This is a genomic window from Marinobacter sp. UBA3604 (assembly GCF_002375325.1).
GTDB classification, from domain to species: Bacteria; Pseudomonadota; Gammaproteobacteria; order Pseudomonadales; family Oleiphilaceae; genus Marinobacter; species Marinobacter salarius.
Genome location: NZ_DFMB01000061.1, coordinates 216,110 through 233,615 on the forward strand (window position 1 = coordinate 216,110; position 17,506 = coordinate 233,615).

Genomic DNA, 17,506 nt, shown 5'->3' on the forward strand with positions numbered 1-17,506 from the left:
TCATCTATAATAGATTAGCAACGTATTACTCATTCGCGATGACTTTGTGCGCATCATTCAGTCGCTTCTCTACCTGATTTCGGTTCCACATGATAAGACGACACCCTCTGCTTCAACTGCTTGCAGTCGCCCTACTTTTACCCTTCGGTTTTGCCAATGCTGTGGGTCATCCGCCTAACATCGCGTTCTATTACGGTAACGAAGCCCCAATAGGCAGCTTGATGGCCTACGACTGGGTGGTACAGCAACAGGATCAGGCCAGCGACGCACGTATCGACCTGCTGACCGAAGCCAGCACAACGCCCATTGCCTACGTCAGTGTCGGAGAGATGGCCCGCAGCCACCGCCTGTTCGCAAGCCTGCAGAACAGCTGGCTGATCGGCAAAAACCCGGCCTGGTCGAGCGCAGTGCTGGACCTGCGCAACCCCGAAGTCCGCGCCTTTCTGCTGGACAACCTCATTGACCCGGCCTTCGAACGCGGCTTTCAGGGGGTGTTTCTCGATACTCTGGACAGCTTCACGCTTGCCGCCAGTGGCGAAGCGCAAATGCAAGCCTTCGCAGAAGCCCAGACAAAACTGATTTCAGACATCCGCGCCAGGCACCCGAACGGCAAGATTATCCTCAACCGCGGCTTCCATCTGCCAGACAGCATTATCGGCAAGGTCGACGGGCTCGCCCTGGAGTCCTGGCGCAATGGCTACAACGCCAAGGATAAGCGTTATTACAAAGTCTCTGAAACAGACCGGCAGTGGCTGGACCAACAGCTACAGCGCTGGCGTAAGGCACGACCGGACATGCCCATGATTGCCATCGATTACGTCGCGGACGCCAACCAGGCAGGGGAACTTGCGGACCAGCTACGTCGCGACGGTTTCGTGCCCTGGGTGGCCAACCCGGCTCTCGATCGCCTCAGCCCGCCCCAACCAGAACAGGTGAAACGCCACGTCCTGGTGATTCATGATTTGCCGGAATTCAACATGGACCTAAGCGACGCCCATCATTTTGGTGGCATTGTCCTGGAGCGTTCCGGATTCATCCCACAGTACCATTCCGCGCTAGAGCCCCTGCCAACCGAGCCCACCGAAGACCGGTACGCGGGCATCCTGGTGTGGTGGGAAACAGGGGATCGCCACAACGGCCTTTGTTCATGGCTTGCCCGGCAGCAGGACAAGGGCGTACCCGTGGTGCTGATGGGACTGATTCCCGGCAACCCGGCGTGCAGCGGCGTGATGGCCGCCAGCAGCACCACTGTGCCCGCTGCGCCTCTGAGTCATGAGCGCGTACACCCATCGGTGGCCAACTACGAAGGTAGGCGGCTTCCTTCCCTGACCACACAGGCCATGCCGAAAGTAGAAGGACACACGCCCTGGCTGACCATCACCGACGCGCAGGGCCAGCAATTTTCGGCCATCTACACCCATGACAAAGGCGGCGTGGCCTCAGCGCCCTTCCTGTTCGAAACCGGCCCCGACGACGAAGCCTACTGGCTGTTCAATCCCTTCGAGTTTATCCAGCAGGCCTTCAGTGCACCTGCCATGCCGGTAATTGATACCACCACGGAGAATGGCCGCCGCATACTCACCGCCCACATTGACGGCGATGGCTTCGTCTCGCGGGGGGAATTCCCCGGTAGCCCGTTGGGCGCCCAGGTCATCCAGGATGAGATTCTGTCACGGTATGAGGTGCCCCATACCGTTTCGGTCATCGAAGCGGAAGTTTCACCCGAGGGCCTATACCCGCGCGCCAGTAAAGAGGCGGAACGCATCGCCAGGGCCATATTCAGATTAAATTCGGTGGAAGTTGCATCTCATACCTACAGTCATCCGTTCTTCTGGCAGTCGATAGAAGGTGGCCCCGCCCCGAGGCTTGAAAACACGCTGTATGGCTATTTCATGAACATCCCGGATTACCAGGCTTCCCTTGAACGCGAAATCGAAGGCTCGGTGGGATACATTAATCAACGCTTGGCCCCGGCGAACAAGCCCGTATCGGTGTTCCTCTGGACAGGCGACGCCCGGCCCGGCGCCAATGCCCTGAAACGGGTTCGGGAAGCCGGTCTGGTCAACGTCAATGGCGGCAACACCAAGCCATTGCCTTACGCTTCCGAACTGGCGGATACCTGGCCCGATGCCAGGCCGGTAGGCGATGAGTTGCAAGTGTACGCACCGGTGATGAACGAAAACGTCTATACCAACAACTGGACAGGCCCCTATTACGGGTTTCGCAATGTGACGGACACTTTCCGAATCCTTGAGGACAAAGGCCGGCTGAAACCCATGGGCATTTACTACCACTTCTATTCGGGCACCAAACCCGAGGCCCTCGGAGCCTTACATGAGGTCTACAAATACGCCCTAGATCAACCCGTCACACCGCTCTATCTCAGCGACTACGCCAAGCGCGTGCAAACCCTCTATTACTCGGCGTTGCTCAGGGACGATAACGGTGGCTGGCACTGGCGCGGTATTGGCCAACCCCACACCGTCACCATTGAGCAGGACCGGTTTCCCGACCTGGAGAGAAGCACTGGCGTCGCCGGTTTCCACGATGCTGCCGGCCACCGCTACGTGCATCTGACCGGTGATTCGCCCCGCCTGCTCCTGACCGACTCCGCCCCGAAAGGCCCCTGGCTGGCCCACGCCAATGGGGTACTTACCCAATGGCAGCGCGAGCAGGTAGCCGGGAAATGGCGGATAACGCTGGGTTTGCAAAGCCATCGGAACGTGGAATTCACCCTTGCCGGAACCCGCCGATGTACAACCAGCGGCGGTTCGGCACGGATGTCACGGTCGGGTGAACAGGTGCGGATTGTTCTCAGCAGCCGGCAAACAGAATCCCTGATGCTGGAGTGCCAATAGCGTTATGCGTCGGAACAGGGAGTCCTTTTTCAGCTTGCCCGCGCTGGTCCTTATGGGAGCGCTTATCGCGCTGGCGTTGTATCTGCTGTTTCCGCGACAGGCAGTGTTCGAGAACCCGGAGTACCTTGAAACGCCAGACGCCCTTTCCATCGCCTATCTGGAAGTGCTACTGCGTTCGGATTCAGACAACGTTCCCTTACGCCTCAGCCTGGCCCGGGCCCTGAGCACAACCGGCCAACTGGAACGCGCAGACCAGGTACTGGCCCCCTTGATGGCACAACAGACGGTGCCGGAGGAGGCCTTTGAGTTTTACCTGGAACTGCAGGCTCAACGCCTGTTTGCAATCCCAGAAGGCCCCCGGAGGGAGGCCCGGAAAGACCAACTCTTTGCCGACGCCCAGGCGCTGGTCCGCCAATCCTATGAACCGGAACGCATTCTGGAGCTCTTAAGGCCAGCCTCCAGCTGGCTGAGCCAGCCCCGTTACCTGACATTGCTGCAAGGCGTCGAGGACCGGATGACCAGCCCCGGCCAGCGGCTTCAACTGGCCCGTGAAATCGCTCGGCTGGAGGAAGCACAGTCCCGGCCTGGCATGGCTGCAGCCACCTTGCGCCCTTATATTGATACCGTCCGCCCCGAGGCCCGCGATGAGTTCATCGACAACATCATTCGCCTGGAGCTGGCCGGCGGCAATCCGAAAGCGGCGCTGGCACTCTTCAAGCAAAAACTCCCGGATACCCGGATGTCAGAACCAGCACTGACCGAAGGTATCCGGCTGGCAAGACTGGCCGGTTCGGCTTCGGACGAAGCCACCTGGATTCGGCAACGGGCGGACCGGCATCCCGGCAACACCGCGTACCAGCGAGAATTGCTGACCTTCCAACTCGCCGCCGGGAATCTGAAAGCAGCGCTCAATACTATCCGGAGGCTGCAGAAGACACCGGACAGGCTCACTCGCGAAGATCAGCAAACCATTGCTCAAGTGCTGGAATGGAACGGCCTGCCGCAGGAAGCACTGCCTGTCTGGGTGTCCCTCTATCGACAAACCGGTTCCGCGCAAGCCTTCCAACGATCGGTGGACCTGGCACGCGGGCTTTTCCAGTGGGACACACTGCGAATGCTGTTAACCGAGGGGGCCAGGCAGAAGCGCTTGCAACCGGACGGCTATATCACCCTGGCCGACGCATTGGTGGGTTCCGGACGCTTTGATGATGCAAGGGAATGGCTAACGGACGGCCGATCACGGTTTCCCCGGTCCGACACGCTAAGGGAACGACTACTGACGCTGCTGGTGAACCTGCGTGACTTCCCCGCAGCCATTGAACTGCTGGAAAACGAGCCACGGTTATCCGACGCCGACCGCATACAACTGGCCTCTCTCTACTGGCGCACACGGCAACCTGAACGCGCCCTGGCCCTGCTGAATTTCGAGCCGCAAGACCGGCAACTGGCCGAGACTGTTCAAATCATGCGAATGGACCTGGCTAGCAGCCTGGGTAGAACCGACATCCTGGAGCGGGATTATGAAAGTCTCCTGGCCAGAAGCGACACTGAGCTTACGCCGAATTTGAAGGAGCGCCTGCTCAACCTGGCAGCCCTTTTCGAGGACTACCCGAGGGCCCTGTCATTGAGTGAACGTCTTTTCCTCGAAACCGGGGAACCGAGGTTCCTGGCTGCTATCGCTGAATACCAGTTGGCTCTCGGGCAATGGCAGGAGCTGGAGCAAACCCTCGAGCGCTGGCAAGCGGAAGTACCCACTGCCCGCAACAACCCGCGCTACTGGTCACTTCGGGCATTGATTCACCAACGCAACGACGAGGTCCTGGCAGCAAACGATGCCTACCGCGCCGCGTGGGAGCTGGCACCCGACGATGAGAACCTGATGATCAGTTGGGCCTGGCTGCAACTTGCCAATGCGGAACAGTTCGCCGACACCCTTCAGGCCCTGCTGGCCCGAATCGGTGATACACCTTCTCCCGCTGCCTACCCGGTCCTGGCCTACGGCTACAGTGCCCTGGGCCAGCCGAGACGGGCTCTGAACTGGTTTCGTCAGGGTATGGATACCCGCAGTGATGACATTGAGTGGCTTCTGGCGACGGCAAGACTGCTGGATCAGACCGGTGCACCCGGCACCGCAACCGATCTTCGCCAAAAGGCTGCGAAAAGATTACAGGAAGACCCATCCACCCGCTCCAGCCGCTTTGCGGTGTACAGTGAGGAAGGGTTGCTCAAACTGGCCTGGCAAACCTTGGCGACCTTTCCCCGCAGCGGCGAAGGCAACGACCCTGACCAGAGGGGATTACGCGAAACCCTGGCGTACTTCGCGTCCAACCAGGGTGACACGCTGGTCGCGGAGGCCCTGCTACCGGCACCGGACGGCCGAAACGCAGCGGTGCGCCAACGCATCGGACAAACCCTACGGTCTGCGCCGGAAAACCGCGAACAACAGACAGGCCGCTATGTTCGGCAGCTTGATCGACTCAACAGTCCGATGACGGCGGAACAACAGAGGGTGACGATGCAGGACACGGTAAATCTACACCAGACGTTCAACCGTGCCATTCAAGTGGGCAGCCGCTGGCAGAACCTGGGTAACTTTACCGTTCAGCGCAGCGGGATAACCGGGCAGTTCAGCGAAGACGAGTTTCGCTGGAAATTGTCTGCCAGCACTCTCAAGGCGAGCGATTCCGGGCGACTGATAAGCACCCCCGGTCGCAGCAGCGAGACTTCTTTCGAGGTGGACAGGCGCTCAGGCAATAGCGCCTGGTCGCTATCGGTCAGCCAGTTGCCACGCTACCAGCAGGATGACCTGGCCATCAGCGCTGCCTTCGACCAGCAATGGTCTGACCGCATCGCCTTCGGCGCCGGCTACCATTTCCAGGAACGCACACCGGACAGCGCCGAAGCCTGGTGGCTGACCCGCCGCGACCGCGCCTACGCCAGCGCCAGCTACACCCCTTTCTCCCGGCTTAACCTGAATGCCCAACTTGAGCAACTGACGGTCAACAGCCTGGAGAACGATCAACTGGCGGACGGCTACGGGCTGGACCTGAATGCCACCTACACCATTTTTCGCAATGACCCGGCCTGGATTATCAGCGCCGGTTATCGAAACCAGCAGCTATCCCTGGCCGAAACCCTGCCCTCATCCACCCTTGCGGCACTGGATCAGCCACTGGAAACCGCCAGCCTGCTGACCGAGGAGTATGAACGTATCGGTGTGGGCACACGTTGGTTCCATGGCTCACCCCACGCTCTGTATCGCTCGACACCCTCACCCCGCGCATTTCTCGGTTTGGACGCCGGTTATGTATTATCCACTTCAACGGCGGAAATCGGTGTGGAAGTGGGCCTGGGTTGGCGGGTGCTGGGGGATGATGAACTGGCCCTGTCTGGACGCTGGTCGTCGGAAGGGCTGGACGGCAACGGCCGAACCGAATTCAATCTTACGTACACGATTTACCCTGGTCGCTGAAGGAGACCGTTATGAAAACACTACGCCATAGCCTCTGGCTCACCCTGTTACTTCTGGCTGGCTGTTCGGTTATCCAGAGCCAGGAGGGCTCGCCGATTCCGGAGGATGGACAGTTTGCGGTGCTGCCGCTGATCAACCTGTCACAGACACCCCAGGCCGGAGACCAGGCCGCCAGTGTGCTGTCCGCGATCCTGAGAGCCAAGGGCAGCGAAAACGTGACCCTCTACCTGCCCGATGACCGCAACCCCCTGCTGTACGAAAGCAGTGAACGACAGCAAACAGCTCTCGCCACGGCCCGCAACGATGGCGCGGACTACCTGTTCACGGGCACCGTGGAAGAATGGCGCTACAAAAGTGGGCTGGATGGCGAGCCCGCCGTAGGCATTACCCTGGAAATACGCAACGCAGACGACAATCGCGTAGTGTGGTCCGGCACCTCGGCCCGCACGGGATGGGGTCGTGAAAGCCTGAGCGTGGCGGCCCATAAGGTTCTGGACGAGCTGGCCAACGCCATGCCACTGATCGAAAGCCAATAATACCGCCTGAGCAACAGGGTTCACTATGGACGAAGCAGAGCAGATAACGGGCGAGAAGGTACGGGTACCCATTGCACTGAAGTGGCTGGAAACCCTGCTGATTACCGCGTTTTTCCTGGCCTTTAGCGTTTGGCACCGGCCGGATGATCCGTTCTATCTGACGGGAAACTTTCCCTGGCCCGTGCTGGGACCGCTACTGGTAGGCCTGAGGTACGGCTTTTTCATGGCGCTGATTTCAGCCCTGATCATCATCGCCGCCCTGGGTTTTCACTTGCGGTTTGAGATCACCAGCGGCACCCGTGATTTTCCCTACGTGTGGACCACCGGGGTACTCGGCATCAGCCTGTTGGCGGGTGAGTTTCGGGACTACTGGGGCCGCCAGCAGCAAAAACTGGAAGCGAGCAACGACTACCGCGGTTCCCGCCTGGAAGAGTTCACCCGCAACTACTATCTGCTCAAGGTGTCCCATGACCGACTCGAGCAACAACTGGCCGGCAGTTCCAGCAGCCTGAGAGAGGCGCTTAGACGCCTGTACGCACAGATTGGCGAAGCCGATCAGGCCGGCCTGAATCAGGAGACGGCCTCATTGATGCTCCAGCTACTGGGGCGTTACGGACAACTGCAGATTGCCGGCATCTACGCCGTCAATAATGGCGTACCCGAACCGGAACCACTGGCAACGGTCGGTCGCTTCCGCAAGGTGGACCTGAAAGATCCACTGCTGCTGCACGCACTGGCGGAACGGAAACTGGTGTCGGTGCAGACTGAGTTCCGCCAGCGTATGGGCGACCTCGACACCGATCTGCTGGCAGCCATTCCCCTGATTGACTCCGAAGATCGCTTTATCGGCCTGTGTGTTATCGAGGCCATGCCCTTTTTCAGCTTCGAGGCTCGCTCGTTGCGACTGCTGGCGATCCTGGCCGGGCACATGGCAGACATCGCCCATGAACACTCGGAAATACAGGCCGGCGGATCACCGGAATGGCGTTACTTCCGGCGCCATCTGGCCCGTGCAGGCCGCGACGCGGAATTCTTCAACCTACCCGCAGCGATGGTGGGCTTGCCGCTGGCCGACAGCCGCAATGGCCAGTTGATTGCCGACCATATTCAAAAAGTCCGCCGGGGCCTTGATGTGATTGCCGAGCATCGGGCCGGCAATCAGCGCTACATCGTTGTTTTGATGCCGCTCACCGATGAACTGGGCCTGGCCGGCTATCTACAACGGCTGGACGACGGACTGAGGGAACAGCTGGGGTTGCATGCCAGTGACCTGGTGACACCGCAAACCCTGCAAGTCCGTAATCGAGCCCAGGCCGATGAGTGGGTGCAGGCCTTCCTGTTCGACAACCAGGGAGAGCACAACCAGGGAAAGAACAGCCATGGCCAATAGCTGGTTTGCACTGCTCGCCCTGGCGCTGGAAACCGGCGGCGTCACCGGACTGCTATCACCCACCGCCGGCAACCTTGAGCTGGCCGCTTACCTGATCGCCCATGCCATGGCCTGTGCGCTGCTCACCCTGATCCTGCTGCCATTGATGCCGTCGCGCTATCGCGGGCAGCCCATTACCACAGGTGTCTTCCTGTTCACCCTGCAGTTTGCCATCCCTTTCATTGGCAGCGTGGGCCTGGTACTGGGCATGTTGCTGGCACTGTATCTACCGCGGTCCAGTCGCGACATACCCTGGCAGGAAGTGGACATCCCCGAACTGCCATTCCAGCCGATCGATATGGATCTACAGGTGGTTTACAGCCAGGGCGGCCTTCGCCAGGTGCTGCGCGAAGCCATTAGCACCGACAAACGCCTGAAAGCACTGATGGCCACTCGCCAGATGAACGACCGGGACGCCATTGAAATTCTGCGTGAAGCTCTGAAAGACCCGTCTGACGATGTGCGATTGCTGGCCTATTCCATGCTTGAGCAAAAAGAGAAAACCCTGGCCCAACGGGCCGGCACTCTCCAGCAGTCACTGCAGAACGCCGACGACCTGACCAGTGTTTCCCTTCAGCGGAGGCTGGCACAGGTTTGGTGGGAAATGGCTTATCTGGGCCTGGCCCAGGGCGGCCTGCGACACTACTACCTGGACAGTGCGGGGAAACTGCTACGACGACTGGTGGCCCGACGCTCCCAACACAACGACTGGCGCCTGCTCGGCCGTGTGGAACTCGCCCTGGGTAACATCGATAACGCGGAAGAGGCCTTCCGTTCGGCGCTTGCCGGCGGCTCGTCACCGGAATTGATCATGCCCTACCTGGGGGAAGTCGCGTACCTGCGCCGGGACTTTGCTCAGGTGCGCCAACATCTTTCGGCCTGCCCTCTTGAGCGTTTCCACCCCGCCAACCGACCGGTTATCGAGTCATGGTTATGACATTACCCAAAACCAGCGTAACGCCCAAAGCTGACATCGCCCTGTTGCTGGAAGGCACCTATCCGTTCATCCGGGGCGGGGTATCCTCCTGGGTGCACCAGGTCATTACCGGCTTGCCGGAATACACCTTCGCCCTGATCTTTCTGGGCGGCGACCGCGCACATTACGGCGAGCAACAGTATGTCCTGCCAGACAATGTCACTCACCTGGAATGCCACTACCTGATGGACACCGAAGCTGCTGGCAAACCCCGGCCACGTCGGGGTAACAAGGCCGCCTTCGAGGCCCAGAAGTGCCTGCACGAGCAGTTCAAGTCCGAAAAGTCAGTACCGCCAGACATCCTCCACAAGGTGTTTGCCGACCTGGGCCAGAAGCAGGGTATCAGCCGTGACGACTTCCTCTACAGTGAAGAAAGCTGGGAGATGATTGACGAGAACTACCGTAAATACTGTACGGAGCCGTCCTTTGTCGACTATTTCTGGTCGATCCGTATCATGCACGCGCCATTGTTCCAGCTCGCCGAAGTGGCGCGAAAGATGCCGGCCGTGCGCATGCTGCATTCCATTTCCACCGGTTACGCGGGCTTGCTCGGCGCCATCGCCAGCGAGCAGCGGGGCATTCCCTTCGCGCTCAGTGAACACGGCATCTACACCAAGGAACGCAAGATTGACCTCTCCCAGGCCCAGTGGATTCACGACCCCACGGACCAGGTCAGCGGTACGCTGAATGAGCAGTTGGGATACATTCGCCGGCTCTGGATCCGTTTTTTCGAGGCCCTTGGACGACTGGCCTACCAGCAGGCGGACCCGATCGTGTCGCTATACCAGGGCAATCAGCAACGGCAGTTTCAGGACGGTGCACCGCCTGAACGTACCTGTATCATTCCCAACGGCATTGAGCCCACCCGCTTCGACGCCGCAAGGAAGGCCCGCCCCGACCACATCCCGAAAGTGCTGGGACTGGTCGGGCGGGTCGTTCCCATCAAGGATATAAAAACCTTTATCCGTGCCATGCGCTCGGTCAGCGAAACCATTCCCGACGTGGAGGGCTGGATCGTCGGTCCGGAAGACGAGGACGAAACCTACGTACGCGAGTGCAAGGAACTGGTGGATAGCCTGGGCCTCAACCAACGAGTGAAATTCCTGGGATTCCAGAACGTCAACGACATTCTTCCTCAGCTTGGGCTGATGGTACTGACGTCCATTTCCGAAGCGTTGCCGCTGGTAATCCTGGAGGCCCACGCTGCGGGCCTGCCCTGCCTGGCTACCGATGTGGGCGCTTGCCGCGAATTACTGGAAGGCGCCAGCGACGAAGACCGTGCACTGGGCGCCAGCGGTGCTGTGGTGCCCATCGCAGATCCTGAAGCGACGGCGCGGGAAGCGGTGCGGCTGCTGTCGAACCCCGAGCAATGGCAACAGGCTCAGAAAGCGGGGCTGGAGCGGGTACAGAAGTTCTATACCCTGGAAAGCATGTTCGGGGCCTACCGCTCCATTTACAACAAGGGGCTGAACGGCTAATGGCAGGCATCGGTTTCGAGATACGCCGCATCCTCAAGCGCGACAGTTTCCTGAACCTGTTCGAGGCCTACGGCCTGGCCGGTATCATCAGCTCCGGCCCCTGGGTGCTGTCGGTGCTCGGCGTCATGATGATCGGGGTGATCAGTTTCACACTGGCGGTATCTGATACCGAGGTGGTTCAGTTCCTGGTATCGGTGACCTACCTGATGGCCGTCTCCCTGACCCTGTCGGGCCTGTTCCAGCACGTCTTCACCCGCTGGGTGGCAGACCGGCTGTACGCCAAGCGCAATGACCTGATCCTGCCCAATTTGATGGGGCTGATCTGGGTCACTACGGTACTGTCATTGGGGCTGGGGTTGATGGCCATGGTGCTGTTCTTCAGCGACACTTCGGTGCTGTACCGCCTGCTGATGCTGGCCAACTTTGTCGTGCTGTGTAACCTGTGGCCGGTGACAATCTTCCTGTCCAGCATGAAGTCCTATCGTCGCATTGTGGTGGTGTTTGCGCTGGGTTACGCCACCGCCGTAGTCAGCTCCATGGTGCTGTCACAATTTGGCCTTGAGGGGTTGCTGGCCGGCCTTCTTCTGGGCCACAGCCTGCTTTTCTTCAGCTTCTTCTACACCATTATCCGGCAGTATCCGGGTGACCACTTCATCCGATTTGATTTTACCCGGCGGCGGCAGATTTTTCCGGCACTGATCCTCACCGGCCTGCTGTTCAATGCGGCGGTGTGGGCCGACAAATTCATCTTCTGGTTTCACCCGGACACCTCACAGCCTATTATCGCCAGCCTGCGCGCGTCGGTGATCTACGACTTGCCCATCTTCCTGGCTTACCTCTCAATTATTCCCGGTATGGCGGTCTTTCTGGTTCGCATGGAAACCGACTTTGCCGAGGCCTACGAGCGTTTCTACAACGCGGTACGGGAGGGCGACACCCTGGAACGGATCAATCGCTTCCGGGACCAGATGGTCATCGTGGCCCGCAACGGCATCTACGAGATCTTCAAGGTGCAGGGGCTGACGGTCATCGTAATCTTCCTCTGGAGCGAGGAAATCCTGGCGGCCATCGGAATATCTCCTCTGTACCTGCCGCTATTCCACATTGACCTGGTCGCCGTTGGCATCCAGTTACTGTTGCTGGCGATCCAGAACGTGCTGTTCTACCTCGACGCACGAGGCATTAACGTCACTCTTTGTGCACTGTTTTTCTTCGGCAATATTGCGTTTACGTTCATCACCATCGAACTGGGAGCGTCTTTCTACGGCTATGGTTTTGCCGCCGCCGCCCTGCTCGCAGCGCTGACCGGCCTGTGGCTGCTGTCGCGCAAGTTCGACAAGCTGGAGTACGAAACCTTCATGTTGCAGGGACGGTAGCGCATGCTAGGCTGAAATGACCGGCACGTTTTCTTTTGGTTACAGCATTTGACACTATTTTAGGATTCAAGCGATACACGGGCGTAGCGTTCACTCATACTTTGGTTGGGGCGCACAAACCCGGAGTTTGATCGGGCGATCGCGCCAATCCTGGCTTCGAGAAAATCTACTATGCCAATGGGCCGCGAAGACATCATAGAGACTGAAATCCCGGTATCCCAACTGGCAATAGGGATGCATGTGATTCGTCTGGACCGGCCGTGGGAAGATACCGATTTCCTGCTGCAGGGCTTCATTCTTCAGACTGAGGAAGATGTGCTTGCCGTGCAGCAACAGTGCGAAACGGTCATCGTGGAAGGACGTGTACAAGTCGCTCCAACTGCCGAGAGACACGCGCCGGTGAGCCGACGTAAAACATCGGCTAAAACCAGCAAGCCCAACGTTTCTCAACAGCCTTCGGCCATCCCCAAGCGGAAAGTCACCTACGTCAATAAAGTGGACGCGAGCCGGGAAATGGCAACGGCACGGATGAACTATGCCGATGCCAAAGCCACGGCTAAAAACATCATGTCCAGCCTGCGGCTCGGGCGGACCCTGGAAATGAACCAGATCCACCAGGTGGTGGATGATTGCGTGGATAGCGTACTGCGCAACGACAATGCTCTGCTACTGCTCACCAAGATCAAGAACAAGGACGAATACACGGCCGAACACTGCATCAACGTATCAATCCTGTCAGCTGCGTTTGCCAAGCACCTGGGGCTGCTGGAAGGCGAGATTCGCACTGTGGCACTGTGTGGCCTGCTTCACGATGTCGGCAAGATGCGCATTGATGACGAGATCCTGAACAAGCCCGGGGCCCTCACGCCCGAAGAGTTCGCGGTGATGAAAAACCACACCACTTTTGGTCGCGATGTGCTTGCGGCACTCCCCCGACTGGCACACGCGGCCGTTGATGTTGCTTATTCCCATCACGAACGAATGGATGGCAAGGGCTATCCACGAGGCCTGTCCGGGCAGCAGATTCCACTGTTCGCGAAAATCGTGGGGCTGGTCGACACCTACGACGCCATCACCAGCTCCCGGGTTTACGACAAGGGGCGGGCGTCCATGGAAGCGTTGCAGATTATCCACCGCAACAAGGGCGCCCAGTTCGATGCGGAGCTGGCGGTGGAGTTTATCCGCATGGTTGGCGTTTACCCGCCCGGTTCCATCGTGGAAATGACCAACGGTGAGGTAGGCATCGTAGTGGCCACCCATCCCACCAGTAAACTCAAACCGCGGGTGCTGCTTGTGCGAGACGCAAACAAGCAGCCGCTGGCCATCTTTCGCGAAGCAAACCTGTTAAAAGAAACGCAGGACAGCTCCGGACAACCCTACAAGATTGCCCGGGAAGTGCCGGACGAGAGCTTCGGCATCGTAATGAAGGACTTCATCGAACAGGGCATTCTCAACCGTAAAGCACCGGACGTGTCAGCTTCGGTCGATGACGGCCATGGTGAGTCTTGAGATACAGGTCAGCTTGCCTTCCTCGTTTTCCAGCTTTATTTCCCAGACCTGCGTTGTGCCGCCGATATGAACCGGGCGTGCGGTTCCGTATACCCAGCCCTTGGTAACGGAGCGGATGTGGTTGGCGTTGATGTCCAGCCCCACAGCAATCTGGTTCTCCTTGCGCAAGCAATAATTGGCCGCCATGCTCCCCAGGGTCTCCGCCAACACCACTGACGATCCACCATGGAGAATGCCAAACGGCTGAACCGTGCGTTCATCGACCGGAATCCGGCCAATCACGTAGTCATCACCAATCTCCACGTATTCAATACCCATGGTCTCGACAGCGGTGTTTTTACTGGCTTCGGCCATTTGTTCGAGGGTGGGGATACTGCGGGTCCAGATTGCCATCGACTGCTACCTCCTAGTGTTGTGGGCCCTGTAAGCTGAGGGGCCCCAAAGCTCTTTAGTGTATACAGATAGGTAGCGAACGACCATAGGGTGGGTATCCAATAAACGTATGCCATCAGGCAAGATCAACCACACCCCAAATTGTTATTGATAATCGTTTGCATTAAAGATTATTACTGCTAGTCTTTCAGTGAGTCGATGCAAACAGGAGACGGTGTGATGAGCCGAGCAGCAACTCAACTGGCCGGCAACGCCAGCAGCATTTTTCAGGCGTGGCTGGATCTGAAACAGCAGTCCGAGCGCAGCGTACGAAATGATGCCACCCCCGGGCAGGGAATGCCTGGGAGCGCCCAATTCACTCCTACCTGGTGTACAACCGGGTGTACTCACGAATCAACTGACTCGCCCGGCCAGCATTCACCAGTTCATAAAGACGATCAGCGATCGCTTCCCGCATTTCAAACGTGTTACACGGTGAGGCCTTTGAAAACGTAAAGAAAAGACCCTCCCTGCTGACAGGAGGCTCCAGTGCCTCAAACCGGTCCGCAACGCCCAGGCTGTCCAGCTTCACCTGCCCCTGCAGCACTTCGTAGAGAACATAATCCACCCTGCCGGCAAGTGCCATTTTAAAAGATTGCTCGATGCTTCTCACCCCTTCGATTTGAAGGTTGTTGTCTGCGTAACGATCAAAGTTCTGCCCAAAGCTGTTGTTGATCAGCGTGCTGCCGCGCTTCCCTAGCAAGTCCGGCCAGTGGCGGTAGATGAATTCACCACCCTTGGGAACCCAGACAGCCGTGGGGAGATGTGTGATCGGGGGGAGCAGGTAATCCATGTAGCCGATACGCTCTGAGGTAATGAACGCGCCCGCGACCATATCGATATCACCCTTGCGGGCTACATGCTGAACCCGGGCCCAGGACCCAAGGTCCCGGACCACAACCTCCAGCCCCATGGGCTCGACGATTTCCCGCAACAGCGCCGGTACGGCACCAACCAGAACGCCCTCCTTCTCTGTGCTTCGCCACAGCAGGGGTGGGTATTCGGGGTTACCACTCACCGTCAGCGTCTTGCAGTCGGTGTCCTCAGACGCCTGGACAGCAACTGGCACGGTCAGCACCGCAGTCAAGACACACAGCGCACAGAACAGTCGCAACGTTGGTTCAAACAGGTTTTTCAACATCATTCCGCCATGAGTGTTCTGGTGCGATCGCTCGTCCACACGGTTGAATTCCAGCCGGATCACCGCAACAAAGAAGGTTATAAGGCAGTTGTCAGAATACATCCCTTGATCAAAAAGGACAGGTTACATGAAAGTACTGATGGTTCTCACCTCGCACGATCAGATGGGAGATACCGGCCACAAGACCGGCTTTTGGCTGGAAGAGTTCACCGCCCCCTATTACGTTTTCAGGGATGCCGGCGCAGACATCACCATTGCCTCTCCCAAGGGCGGGCAGCCACCCATCGACCCCAACAGTGAAACTGAGGATGCACTGACGGAAACCACCCGTCGCTTCCAGCAGGACGCCCATGCCAAGGAAGCGCTCGCCAGCACGAAGAAACTGGCGGATGTGGATATGAACGACTACGACGCTCTGTTTTACCCCGGAGGCCATGGCCCATTGTGGGACCTGGTCAACGATGACAAGTCCGTCGCTCTGATCAAGGCAGCCTACGAACAGGACAAGGTCATTGGCGCCGTATGCCATGCCCCGGCGGTCTTCAGAGACGTCGAGATCAAACCAGGGCAGAACCTGGTCGGCGGTCGCAACGTGACCGGCTTCAGCAACAGTGAGGAAGAGACCGTTGGCCTGACCAACGTTGTGCCATTCCTGCTGGAAGACATGCTGAAGGAGAAAACCGCCACCTACACCTGCGGGGATGACTTCACACCGCACATCGTGGTGGACGGCAAGCTGATTACCGGGCAAAACCCGCCCTCCTCGGAAGGCACCGCCAAGGCGGTGATGCAGGCCTTGCAGCAGGGCTGATCAGCGATCCTGAACCTGCTCCCCGGCGTGACTGATCAACACGCCGGGAGCGCCTTCCTCCAGCGTTTTCCGGATCGCATCCGGCACTGGCGTCTTCGTCATTGTCGACGGCTGGATCAACACGTAAGTGATATCAGCCTCTGCCACCAGCAATCCATCCCCGTACCGATAGAATTCAAGGTGCACTGTGAATGAGGTGTTACCGATACGGCCAGCTCGTATCCTGGCTTCCAACACATCATCAAATCGCGCAGGTGCCCGATAGTTCACAGTGAGACTCACTACCTGAATGTCCAGATCCTGATCCAGCAGATTCTGGTAATCCCCGAACAGAACGCGGATATATTCGTTAACGGAAATGTCCACGTAATCCGCGTAACGTGCGTTGAACACCACACTCTGGGCATCGCATTCACCGTAGCGGACGCGAAACCGAAACCGGAATGGCAGGTCGGTCAATTCAGTCATGGTCACTCAGCCCCAAAACCCGAGAAGCCCCCAGCCTACCCCATCCAGAAATCATTTTCTGCCGGCATACAGGCTTAGCCCCAATCAGGCGTTTGGCACGCCCAGTGAGTCCACAAAGTAGTCCAGCAGCATTCTCACCTTTGGCGACAGGTGACGGTTATGGGGATACACCGCCCAGATACCGTCATCGTCTTCCTGGTAATGAGTCAGAAGCGGTATCAGCGTACCCGCGTCGAGTGCCGGCCCAACGTAATAATCCGGCAGCTGGACAATACCAACCCCCTTCAGCGCTGCATCCAACAAGGCTCTGCCGCTGTCACAACGCACATTTCCACGAATCCGGACATTGCGGGGATGACCCGCATCCTGAAATCGCCAGTAACCCAGATTCCCCTGAAGGCAATTATGGTGTTCCAGCTCAGACAGAGAGTGCGGGGTGCCATGGACAGCGAGATAAGCTGGCGAGGCGCATACATACAGAGTCCGGGAGGCAAGACGCCTGGCCATCAGGCTGGAATCGTCCAGTTTACCAAGCCGTACCGCAAGGTCGTAACCTTCCGCCACCAGGTCCAGTTGCTGGTTGGTCAGTTTCATTTCAACGTCGAGTTCGGGATACCGCAGTACAAAATCGTTGACCAGCGGTGCGATCGACTTCTCTCCGTAGGTTACCGGCGCCGTCAGTCGCAGCCGGCCCTGGGGCACCAGCTGCATATTGGTCATAGAGCGCTCCGCCTGTTCAAGGGCGTCCAGTATCTGGCGACAATGCTGATAGTAGATCTGCCCGGCCTCGGTAGTGGAGACGCGCCGGGTCGTTCGATAGAACAGATGGGTGGATAACCTGTCTTCGAGCGCGCTGATCTGTCGGCTGACGTGAGCGGTCGAGACGTCCAGGCGTTTTGCCGCCCGGGTGAAGCTCTCCGTTTCAGCCACCGCCACGAATTCGTTTACACCTTCCCAGCGCTGCATGTCACCACCCTATTTTTGCTTCAGCAATCCTGATTATTACACATGAGTAAAAGT

13 protein-coding genes are annotated in these 17,506 nt (G+C 58.4%); 9 read left to right on the top strand and 4 right to left on the bottom strand.

From position 1 onward, the window contains the following. The first annotated feature begins 221 nt into the window (after positions 1 to 221). The 8 genes from B2590_RS17740 (at position 222) to B2590_RS17775 (ending at position 13,634) form a co-directional block, all read left to right on the top strand. Positions 222 to 2,858 (top strand): endo alpha-1,4 polygalactosaminidase, encoded by a 2,637-nt coding sequence (locus tag B2590_RS17740; RefSeq protein WP_286848031.1) that lies wholly within the window; start codon positions 222 to 224, stop codon positions 2,856 to 2,858. Between the two features lie 4 nt (positions 2,859 to 2,862). Beyond that, positions 2,863 to 6,330 (top strand): tetratricopeptide repeat protein, encoded by a 3,468-nt coding sequence (locus B2590_RS17745; protein WP_127402322.1) that lies wholly within the window; start codon positions 2,863 to 2,865, stop codon positions 6,328 to 6,330. 11 nt (positions 6,331 to 6,341) lie between these two features. Further along, complete coding sequence (locus B2590_RS17750) at positions 6,342 to 6,866, top strand: hypothetical protein (RefSeq protein WP_036202378.1); 525 nt, start codon at positions 6,342 to 6,344, stop codon at positions 6,864 to 6,866. Positions 6,867 to 6,891: 25 nt separating this feature from the next. Then, on the top strand, positions 6,892 to 8,256 hold the full coding sequence (locus tag B2590_RS17755; protein ID WP_127402323.1) for a PelD GGDEF domain-containing protein: 1,365 nt from the start codon (positions 6,892 to 6,894) through the stop codon (positions 8,254 to 8,256). Next, positions 8,246 to 9,232 carry a HEAT repeat domain-containing protein gene (locus B2590_RS17760; protein ID WP_036202376.1) on the top strand — a complete coding sequence of 329 codons (987 nt, stop codon included), beginning with the start codon at positions 8,246 to 8,248 and terminating at the stop codon, positions 9,230 to 9,232. The genes B2590_RS17755 and B2590_RS17760 overlap by 11 nt, the downstream gene beginning before the upstream one ends. Continuing rightward, positions 9,229 to 10,749 (top strand): GT4 family glycosyltransferase PelF, encoded by a 1,521-nt coding sequence (pelF, locus tag B2590_RS17765; RefSeq protein ID WP_036205546.1) that lies wholly within the window; start codon positions 9,229 to 9,231, stop codon positions 10,747 to 10,749. The genes B2590_RS17760 and pelF overlap by 4 nt, the downstream gene beginning before the upstream one ends. Then, positions 10,749 to 12,125, top strand: coding sequence for an exopolysaccharide Pel transporter PelG (gene pelG / locus B2590_RS17770; RefSeq protein WP_036202374.1), 1,377 nt, complete (start codon positions 10,749 to 10,751; stop codon positions 12,123 to 12,125). The genes pelF and pelG overlap by 1 nt, the downstream gene beginning before the upstream one ends. Before the next feature lie 171 nt (positions 12,126 to 12,296). Then, positions 12,297 to 13,634: an HD-GYP domain-containing protein gene (locus B2590_RS17775; protein ID WP_286810073.1), complete on the top strand. Its 1,338-nt coding sequence runs from the start codon at positions 12,297 to 12,299 to the stop codon at positions 13,632 to 13,634. Here the strand turns inward: B2590_RS17775 and B2590_RS17780 are convergent. Both B2590_RS17780 and B2590_RS17785 read right to left on the bottom strand, forming a co-directional pair. Continuing rightward, positions 13,599 to 14,027: a hotdog fold thioesterase gene (locus tag B2590_RS17780; protein WP_036202370.1), complete on the bottom strand. Its 429-nt coding sequence runs from the start codon at positions 14,025 to 14,027 to the stop codon at positions 13,599 to 13,601. The genes B2590_RS17775 and B2590_RS17780 overlap by 36 nt on opposite strands. 361 nt (positions 14,028 to 14,388) lie before the next feature. After that, on the bottom strand, positions 14,389 to 15,309 hold the full coding sequence (locus tag B2590_RS17785) for a substrate-binding periplasmic protein (RefSeq protein ID WP_052479444.1): 921 nt from the start codon (positions 15,307 to 15,309) through the stop codon (positions 14,389 to 14,391). Between the two features lie 25 nt (positions 15,310 to 15,334). Here B2590_RS17785 and B2590_RS17790 point away from each other — a divergent pair, with 25 nt between their 5' ends. Further along, positions 15,335 to 16,018, top strand: a complete 684-nt coding sequence (locus B2590_RS17790; RefSeq protein WP_036202368.1) for a type 1 glutamine amidotransferase domain-containing protein — start codon at positions 15,335 to 15,337, stop codon at positions 16,016 to 16,018. Here B2590_RS17790 and B2590_RS17795 read toward each other — a convergent pair whose 3' ends face one another. Next, a complete protein-coding gene (locus B2590_RS17795; protein ID WP_041333586.1) occupies positions 16,019 to 16,486 on the bottom strand; it encodes an acyl-CoA thioesterase in 468 nt (155 codons plus the stop codon). It lies immediately after the preceding gene. Positions 16,487 to 16,570: 84 nt separating this feature from the next. Beyond that, on the bottom strand, positions 16,571 to 17,452 hold the full coding sequence (locus B2590_RS17800; protein WP_286810074.1) for a LysR substrate-binding domain-containing protein: 882 nt from the start codon (positions 17,450 to 17,452) through the stop codon (positions 16,571 to 16,573). Positions 17,453 to 17,506 lie beyond the last annotated feature (54 nt).

Bases quoted from the DNA above. Each gene is read 5' to 3' on its own strand.
- B2590_RS17785 (WP_052479444.1), bottom strand. From the start codon at position 15,309: ATGTATTCTGACAACTGCCTTATAACCTTCTTTGTTGCGGTGATCCGG.
- B2590_RS17745 (WP_127402322.1), top strand. From the start codon at position 2,863: ATGCGTCGGAACAGGGAGTCCTTTTTCAGCTTGCCCGCGCTGGTCCTT.
- B2590_RS17790 (WP_036202368.1), top strand. From the start codon at position 15,335: ATGAAAGTACTGATGGTTCTCACCTCGCACGATCAGATGGGAGATACC.
- B2590_RS17755 (WP_127402323.1), top strand. From the start codon at position 6,892: ATGGACGAAGCAGAGCAGATAACGGGCGAGAAGGTACGGGTACCCATT.
- B2590_RS17750 (WP_036202378.1), top strand. From the start codon at position 6,342: ATGAAAACACTACGCCATAGCCTCTGGCTCACCCTGTTACTTCTGGCT.
- B2590_RS17775 (WP_286810073.1), top strand. From the start codon at position 12,297: ATGCCAATGGGCCGCGAAGACATCATAGAGACTGAAATCCCGGTATCC.
- B2590_RS17760 (WP_036202376.1), top strand. From the start codon at position 8,246: ATGGCCAATAGCTGGTTTGCACTGCTCGCCCTGGCGCTGGAAACCGGC.
- B2590_RS17740 (WP_286848031.1), top strand. From the start codon at position 222: ATGGCCTACGACTGGGTGGTACAGCAACAGGATCAGGCCAGCGACGCA.
- B2590_RS17800 (WP_286810074.1), bottom strand. From the start codon at position 17,452: ATGCAGCGCTGGGAAGGTGTAAACGAATTCGTGGCGGTGGCTGAAACG.
- pelG (WP_036202374.1), top strand. From the start codon at position 10,749: ATGGCAGGCATCGGTTTCGAGATACGCCGCATCCTCAAGCGCGACAGT.
- B2590_RS17795 (WP_041333586.1), bottom strand. From the start codon at position 16,486: ATGACTGAATTGACCGACCTGCCATTCCGGTTTCGGTTTCGCGTCCGC.
- B2590_RS17780 (WP_036202370.1), bottom strand. From the start codon at position 14,027: ATGGCAATCTGGACCCGCAGTATCCCCACCCTCGAACAAATGGCCGAA.
- pelF (WP_036205546.1), top strand. From the start codon at position 9,229: ATGACATTACCCAAAACCAGCGTAACGCCCAAAGCTGACATCGCCCTG.